This is a genomic window from Banduia mediterranea (assembly GCF_031846245.1).
Taxonomy (GTDB): Bacteria; Pseudomonadota; Gammaproteobacteria; order Nevskiales; family Nevskiaceae; genus Banduia; species Banduia mediterranea.
This window is the reverse complement of sequence record NZ_JAVRIC010000045.1, coordinates 1-7,915: the sequence shown is the minus strand read 5'-3', so window position 1 is coordinate 7,915 and position 7,915 is coordinate 1. Positions and strand designations below refer to the sequence as shown.

The 7,915-nt window shown below is 63.5% G+C and carries 7 protein-coding genes and 1 pseudogene; 2 read left to right on the top strand and 6 right to left on the bottom strand.

All coding sequences use genetic code 11. The features are described 5' to 3' along the window. Positions 1–50: 50 nt before the first annotated feature. A complete protein-coding gene (locus RM530_RS18145) occupies positions 51–2,618 on the bottom strand; it encodes a LuxR C-terminal-related transcriptional regulator (RefSeq protein WP_311366676.1) in 2,568 nt (855 codons plus the stop codon). Between the two features lie 322 nt (positions 2,619–2,940). Between RM530_RS18145 and RM530_RS18140 the strand changes: the two genes are divergently transcribed. Together RM530_RS18140 and RM530_RS18135 are read left to right on the top strand one after the other, a co-directional pair. Next, positions 2,941–4,182, top strand: a complete 1,242-nt coding sequence (locus RM530_RS18140; protein WP_432276118.1) for a cytochrome P450 — start codon at positions 2,941–2,943, stop codon at positions 4,180–4,182. Between the two features lie 215 nt (positions 4,183–4,397). Further along, a complete protein-coding gene (locus RM530_RS18135; protein WP_311366674.1) occupies positions 4,398–4,718 on the top strand; it encodes a 2Fe-2S iron-sulfur cluster-binding protein in 321 nt (106 codons plus the stop codon). 134 nt (positions 4,719–4,852) lie between these two features. Here the strand turns inward: RM530_RS18135 and RM530_RS18130 are convergent, their stop codons facing one another. The 5 genes and pseudogenes from RM530_RS18130 to RM530_RS19120 form a co-directional block, all read right to left on the bottom strand. After that, positions 4,853–5,179, bottom strand: a complete 327-nt coding sequence (locus tag RM530_RS18130) for a hypothetical protein (RefSeq protein ID WP_311366673.1) — start codon at positions 5,177–5,179, stop codon at positions 4,853–4,855. 177 nt (positions 5,180–5,356) lie between these two features. Further along, positions 5,357–5,617 (bottom strand): hypothetical protein, encoded by a 261-nt coding sequence (locus RM530_RS18125; protein WP_311366672.1) that lies wholly within the window; start codon positions 5,615–5,617, stop codon positions 5,357–5,359. Positions 5,618–5,627: 10 nt separating this feature from the next. Then, the gene (locus tag RM530_RS18120; RefSeq protein ID WP_311366671.1) at positions 5,628–5,924 is read right to left on the bottom strand and encodes a hypothetical protein; all 297 of its coding nucleotides are present in this window, start codon (positions 5,922–5,924) and stop codon (positions 5,628–5,630) included. A 51-nt stretch (positions 5,925–5,975) separates the two neighbouring features. After that, on the bottom strand, positions 5,976–6,857 hold the full coding sequence (locus RM530_RS18115; RefSeq protein WP_432276117.1) for a helix-turn-helix transcriptional regulator: 882 nt from the start codon (positions 6,855–6,857) through the stop codon (positions 5,976–5,978). 120 nt (positions 6,858–6,977) lie between these two features. After that, positions 6,978–7,669 (bottom strand): annotated as a pseudogene (locus tag RM530_RS19120) (DUF6946 family protein). Positions 7,670–7,915 lie beyond the last annotated feature (246 nt).

Below are 7,915 nucleotides of genomic sequence, written 5' to 3'. Positions count from 1 at the left end.
TTGTCTTACTTGGGGACTGTGAGCCAGCCGGGAAACCCGCCGCAGCGCCGTCAGCCGATGAACCCGGCCCGCCGGGCCTCATGGACCGCCGCAGTTCGTGTACCGACGCCGAGCTTGCCGTAGACGTTGTGCAGATGCCATTTGACGGTGCCTTCGGAAAGGAAAAGCTGCAGTCCGATTTCCTGGTTGCTGAGCCCGCGCGAGACCATCTGCAGGACTTCGCACTCGCGCTCCGACAGCGGCTCGACACCGGCGCTCAGGGACGCTGGCCGACGGTCGTCCGCCAGTTCCCGCGCGAACTGAGTGATCGACGGTTGCAGCGCGGACTGCACCTGCGGGGCCAGCAACATTTCGCGCAGCGCAGCCCCCTCGTCCAGATACATGCGCCGATATCCTCGGTTGAGTCCGATCTCGAGGCTGGCGGTGAGCGCAGCGCCGGCTGCCCGCTCGTCACCCCTGTGGAAATGGCATAGTGCCTCGAGCATCCGCAGCTCCGCCAGTTTGCGTCGCTGACCCGACTCCTTCGCGTGCGCCGTTGCGCCGGATAGCAGCGCGTCCGCATCGACTGATGTGCCGCGCGCGAGCGCCAGCCGCACCCGCAGGCGCACGTCCTTGTCGCGTTCGACTCCGACCGGGGCATCGTCCAGCAGCAGGCCGGCCCCACGCGCCGTCTCCACGGCCTCGAGTACCGCGCCCTCGCGCAGCAGCATCACGCTGCGCTCGGCGCACAGCGTGATGCTCAGACGGCTGAAGCCCTTGTCCTGGCCCACCCGCTGCCCCTCTGCCAGCAGGTCCAGGCCTGCCGCCAGGCGCCCGCTCGCCGCTTGCACTCTCGCAGCCGCTACATAGCCGGCGATCATCGCATCGACGATGCCCTGGCGGTGCAGGTGCGGCATCGCAGCATTCAGCGACTGGATGCACTGGTCCAGGTCGCCGCGCTCGTACTGGACCAGTGCCGCGGTTGCCCTCAGCAGCGCGAGCAGATCCGCCACGTCCTGGGTACCAGCCAGCTCACGCATTCCTGTCTCGGTCTCCACCAGCACTTCCCGATAGTGCCCCTGCTTGAGCAGGGACAGGGCCTGGATCACGCGCGACCATCCGATGCCGTAAGTGGCCTGGACGCCGCTCAGCAACGATCTGGCCCGAGTCAGGGAATGCTCGGCCTCGGCAAACTGGGAAGCACATTTCTGCGCAAATGCCGTGACGATCCAGGCCAGCCCCTGATGGAACACGTCGCCGCCGCCGCGCTGGAGCCAGCCGCGCGCGTAGCGGCCGGCGGTGGCGTAGTCGTCGCGGAGCCCGGCAATCACCGCCCGCTGCAGCTCGGCGGGATCGCTGTCGGAACGGCGCGAGTCGGAGGAGGGCGGGACGGTTGCGGCGCGGTCGAGCATGCGCTCGGCCTCGTCGTAGCGTCGCAGGAACATTAACGACGACACCGCGTACGGCAGCAACTCCGGATCGATCTGCCCCCACAGGCCTTCAGCCTGACACAGCAGACCGAGAAAGGTTTCGTGGCGCCCTTCGCGATGCACCAGCACCGGCGCATAGAAGCGCAGCCAGCGCTTCAGCTCCGTGCTCATGCCGGCCAACAGGGTCATCCGGATCGCGCGATCCGAATCCTGGCGATCCCACCACCAGTGCGCGGCACGGGTCAGCAGGCCACTGCGCTCGATCGCACTGCCACGTCCGGCGACCTCTCTGACAAAGGGATGCATGCGGTAGCATGATTGCCCTGCGGTCTGGCCATGCCGGCGGACGATGCCGATGCGCTCGAAGCGCTCGAGCAGTTTTCCGATTTCGGTGTCCGCGCTCAAGGATTCAAGCAGTCCGGGGGTAGCCTCTGGCAGCGTCGCCAGTACCTCGACCAGGCTCCGCTCGCTGCCGGTCAGATGGGCCAGGAAGCAGTCCCGCACGTAACTCGCGGCGGACAGGCCGGCAAGGCCACCGAAATGCTGCTTCGCAGAGACTCCAGAAAGCAGGCCGTGGAGTGCCATCGAGGTCAAGGCCGGCCAGCCCTCGGTCGCAGTGTTCAAGGTTTCCAGATCGCTGGCGCCCAACGCCAGCCCGCCCTGCAGGGCAAGAGCCGCGATCTCCTCGGCAGAGAAGGCCAGCTGAGCATCCGTGACCCAGCGCACGCGGCCGCGCTGTGCCAGCGGGGCCAGGCCCAAGCCCTCCGCGTCGCGGCTGGTCAACACGACAATCAGCTGCGGCGGCGCGCTGAGCAGCAAGCGATGGAACAGCGTCATCGCGCCAGAGCCGGCGAGCAGGTGGGCATCGTCCACCACCAGCAACCGGCGCGCGACACATTTCTGCACCTGCTCCAGGCAGGCCTGCAGACCCTCTTCGTAGTCCTGCGTGCCGAAGTAGTCGCTGGAAGTCTGCCGGCACTCCGCTTCCAGGGCTTCTGCAAGACTGCCGATGAACACCGCGGGATCGCGGCTGCGCTCGTCGATCTGTAGCCAGCCCGCACCGTGGCTCTGCTGCGCCTCGGCGAACCACTGTGCCGCCAGCGTCGTCTTGCCATAGCCCGCCGGTGCGACGACGGCGATCACGCAGTCTCGATCGCCCGGAGGCGCGATGCGTGAGCGTTGAAGCATGTGGCTGGCGATGTCCAGCACCACGGCGTCCGCGGCAGCATGGACTCGACCGGATCCTCGGCGTCTGCGGCGGACCTTTCCCGGCCGGGTATCGGGCGTAGAACCAGACACGGACCAACTCTCCTCCTCGTTGTCCTCTGCGGTACGACGCCGCACAGGCACTTGTAGCAGCGCCCGTCTAACTCACACTCGCAACCTGTCAAACGATAGGCGACAGCCTTGCAGAACGACCCTAGTGTACATCCATCGCACCCCTGCGCAGCATGCAGACAACCGGAAGGAGAATCTAATGAATGCCACCAACAACCCGGCAGCCGCTGGCTGCCCCATTGCTTCGACCGCCATGCTGTCGCCGAATGAGGTGCCGCTGGACCAGATCGACGTCGCCGATGCCGAGCTCTTCCGCAGCGACGCCGTTTTCGGCTACTTCGACCGCCTGCGCCGCGAGGATCCGATCCACTATTGCTCGACGAACAAGCTTTACGGCCCGTACTGGTCGGTCACGCGCTTCAAGGACATCGTCGAGGTCGAAACCAAGCCGCAGATCTTCTCGTCCGAAGCCCGCGGCATAACCATCGAAGACGACACGCTGGGGCTCGGCACACCAATGTTTATCGCCATGGACCCGCCCAAGCACGGCGAGCAGCGCATGTCGGTGAGCCCCGCGGTATCGCCGGAAAACCTGATGAATCTGGAGGTCGGCATCCGGCAGCGCACCAACGAGGTCCTCGATGGGTTGCCGGTGAACCAGACGTTCGACTGGGTCGATCGCGTCTCCATCGAGCTGACCACGCAGATGTTGGCGATCCTGTTCGGATTTCCGCAGGAACACCGGCGGATGCTGACCCGCTGGTCCGAGGTCGGCTCGGCCAGTCCGGAATCGGGATCGAGCGTGGTGGAGTCGCCGGAGGCGCGTATGCAGGAGTTGCACATGTGCCTGGGCTACTTCACCGCACTCTGGCACCAGCGTGCAGCGGCCGAGCCGCAGCCCGACCTGATCTCGATGCTGGCTCACGCCGAGGCCACGCGCGACATGCCATCCCGGCCGCTGGAGTTTCTCGGCAACCTGATGCTGCTGATCATCGGCGGCAACGACACGACGCGCAGCACCATGAGCGGCAGCGTGCTGGCGCTCAACCGCAACCCGGAGGAATACCGCAAGCTGTGCGCCCGGCCGGAGCTGGTGACGTCGTTCGTGCCGGAGGCGATCCGCTGGCAGACGCCGCTGACGCACATGCGCCGGACCGCGCTGTGCGACACCATGCTCGGCGGCAAGCAGATCCGCAAGGGCGACAGGATTGTCATGTGGTATCTGTCGGGTAACCGCGACCCTCAGTCCATCGAACGCCCGGACGAATTCATCATTGACCGCAAGAATCCGCGCCACCAGATCGCGTTCGGTTTCGGCATCCACCGCTGCCTCGGCAACCGTCTCGCCGAACTGCAGCTGCGCGTGTTGTGGGAGGAAGCCCTCAAGCGCTGGAACAAGCCGATGCAGATCGAGGTGGTCGGCGATCCAGTACCGGTGGATACCAGCATCATCTTTCGCGGGTTCAGTCATCTCCCGGTGCGGATCAACGCGTGACGCCCCCACCGACATGGAGAGCAAGATCGTCATCGCCGTGCCGCGGACTTTGCCGCCGCCGTGCCGCTGATCGCATCTCGTCGCGCACACATTGCACCGCGGCAGTTGGCCGACGGGCGCTGGGCACTGGGCACTGAAGGATCTGGCGCGCGCGGCGTAGCAGATTTCACACAAATTGGCGCCGTCCAGGCGCCTCAAACTCGAGGAGTAGTCAAATGATCAAGATCCATTTCGTCGACCATGGCGGCACCGAACGCAGCGTCGAGGTCGAAGACGGTATATCGCTGATGGAGGCGGCAACCCAGAACCTCATTCCCGGCATTGACGGCGATTGCGGCGGCAGCTGCGCCTGCGCCACCTGTCACATGCACATCGATCCCGAGTGGCTCGACCGACTGCCGCCGATAGAAGACCAGGAGAACCAGATGCTCGACATCGTCGATTTGCGCGATGCTGACTCCCGGCTCGGCTGCCAGGTCAAGGTCAGCCCTGAGCTCGACGGAATCGTGGTGCGCACACCTATCGGCCAGCATTGAAGCGCTTTTTCCGGGCAGAGCGTCGGCGGGCAGCGCGTTATTCCGCCGCCGCCGCTGCGTCCAGCCGCAGGGCAGCACCGTGCCGCGGCGCATGAAGCGTGGTTTGATCCACCACACCAGCAGCGGCAGCACGATCAGCGAGTGATCATGTTGATCGACACGAGCCTCTTGCGAAATTCCCGAACGAGGCTGATTTTCTCACCGGCGATTTCGGTGAAAAAGAGGCTCTTGTGCAGTTGTATGAGGTAGAAAAGGGATAGCCGCCCGACGCAAGTCCTTGTAAAACGAAGGTTGACGAAGCTTTCGAGTACAGGGAACAAATGAGAGCGACTATCCCAGCGGGGATTGTTGGGCTGCGTGGCCAAGTGGTCAATGCGGTGACCGTGGAAAGTGACGGTGTGATCGGCGTGTCGTGCCGGCGCGATGGGCGGTTCGCGCCGGTCGATGCGGTGACGGGCCATCGAGGTTGACCGAATCGCTGGCGGCATCGGCGGGTGTGGGACGTGCCGATGTTCGGCCGTCGGGTGGCGCTGGACATTGAGTACCTGGAGATTGTCATCGGCGCCCGCGACCGGCGCGTGGAGAGCCTCTCAGCGCCCCGTGAGTAGAGCAGAGCATCCACTTAACCATCTGTCCGATTAGCCGAGGCCGGCTCTCCCGACTCCCGACAGGGCGTACTTACCGTCGATTCGTTGAAGAAACAGCCGTCCATTGCGAATCGACCACGCTGCGAAATAGTTGCGCCAACACATCGTCGAGAATGCGAATGGGCAAAGCTGCTGCGCCTCGGCGTCGCTGAGTGTCAGCAGTCGAGAATGGCCGAAGGGCAACGGCAGCTCGCATGCGAGCTCGGCCTCCGATCCTTCAATGTCGATCAGATCGCAAATTTGAGCGGTCATAGCGTGAGCCCTACTTGCGCAGCCGGGACGTCTGCCATCCCGTCGTAATGACGGTGCCTTCGCTCGAAACGATGACGTAGCCGCTCTTGAGCGCTTTTTCGACACTTCGGTATGCCGGGTCCGGAAGATGATCGCGTGCGCGGCTGAGCTTGTCCTTTGTGAAGTAAAAGCTGCGCGCCCCGCCACGCGTCCACCGATGTCGGCCATGCCGGACGATCAGCTCAACCGCCAGCGGCGGAATGCCGCGCTGCTGCATGCGGATTTCTGCATGCAACGAGAGTTCGTAGTCGGAAGCCTTCTTCGTCATCGTCCGTCTCCACCCGGTTTTCCAGTGAGATCAGGATAGGCCCGAATAGGCTTATTTTTTGAGCCTTTTAATTTTGTACTGCCTGGCGGCATCGCCCAAGGTTTTGGCGACGCGGTCGCGCAATTCCGCGGGCGCCAGCACCTCGATTGATGGCCCGAAACGCAGGACTTCCATCTGGATTTCCTGCACGTCTGCAAAGGGAACCTCGAGCACCCAGTGTCCCTCCGCGTCCACAGTCCCGCGCTGCATCGGATGCCAGATTTCGTCTCGTGCCCACCGGCTTTGTGCCACGGTGAAGCGCAGCTTTGCCCATTGCGTTTCCGGGCCCGAGTACAGGCCGTAGCCGGCATCGAACTGTTGCTCCAGTACATCGAGCGGGATCTCCCGGCAAGACGTCTCTAGGACATTCAGCTCCCGAATGCAGTCCACCGAAAAATTGCGCAGGCCCTCGGCTCGGTGGCACCACGCTTCCAGATACCAGTTGGATCGATAGTTGATCAGGCGTTGCGGCGACACCTCGCGCTCGGATTCCTGGTCGCGAATGCGCGCGTAATAGCGCATTCGGACGCGCCGCCGGGTGACGATCGCCGAAGCGAGTTCGGGAAAATACGCCCCCAGGAGTTTTCGCCGGCTCGTCGAGATCAGCTTGACCCGCCGCCGCAGCTCGTCCGGCTTTGCGGAGGCCGATTCCAGAGCCTTGCTGAGTTGGTCGCGGATGGGCTGGATCGTGCGAGAGATGAGTTCGGGGGACAGGTCCTGAATCAAGGCATCCATCGCCAGCAGCGCGTGAATCTGCTCCTCCGAATACCAGACGCCGGGGAGGTCCCGTCCTCGGTAATAGCCTTTGTCCTCCCAGACATAGCCCCCGATGCCGCGGTCGAAGCGAATCGGATAGTCGTAGATATCGCGCAGCTCCGAAATATAGCGGGTCAATGTCGCGCGGGAGATCCCGAGTTCATGTTGAAGAAATTCACGGCTCGCGCCCCGACGCTGCCGAATCAGGCTTGTGAGCTGATGGTATCGGTCAAGCTGTGAGCGGGACATCCAGCTATCTCAGGCCAGGAGGAAGCGCTCGTCGCCATGAACCCAACCGAGGTCGAGCGGCAAGCGGTTTTGCGCGCTGGTTCTGGCCAAGCGGCCGACCTCCGGCCTCACCCCGAACGCCTCGGCAAATTTCAGAAATTCCTCGAACCAGCGATTTTCGGGGCTGAACGAATGCACCAGCATGACTGCGGCGTGGGCACCGAAGCGTTGGGCCTCGATCACCGCCGATGCGGTCCGGTGAACAAGCTGATAATGCACATCGTCCGGAAGCTCATTGTTCAGTCCGAGCACGGCATGAAGTAAGCGAGGCGCGTCTGCTTTCCAGGGCTCGCATCCCGCTTCCACTCGCCGAGTGGATGGTCAAACGGCTTGTCCACCTTGCCTTCGATTGCCAGTGACACCACGCCCCGTCCGTCCCGCGTCAGGACCCAAGCGTCATTCTGGGAAGCACGCCGACCACCGGGCAGCGGCACCTTCCATTCGGGACAGATCAGCAGCGGCACTATTCCCTGAAAGCCGCCATCAGATTCGAGGGCCGCCCGAATTTCCGTTGGGAAGCCGTCGCTGGCTTCCCAGGTATGAGCCATCGCTCGTGCCGACCGTCCCCGGACCCAATGCTTTTCCGGATCGCCCAGTAGCGATTTCCAGTCATCCGGGCCGCGGGTGGGGACAAGAATGTTTCGAATCGGTATGGAGTTCATTCTGCGCACTTTGCCTGTTTTCAGGCTCAAATTGCGAGCCTGCACTTTGACACTCTTCCAGTCATGCTCCAGGTCTCGTTGTGAACGTCGAGGGCGGCTACACCATTTTTGTGCTCATGGCTGAACAGGCTCAATCATTGGACGTTCGGGTCGGCTCCACAACACAACAGCACAGAACCGCCGTTCGCTCCTCTGTGCATAGCGTTTGGCGGGTATCAGCGAGCATTTCTCGCTAGTAGGCTGTAC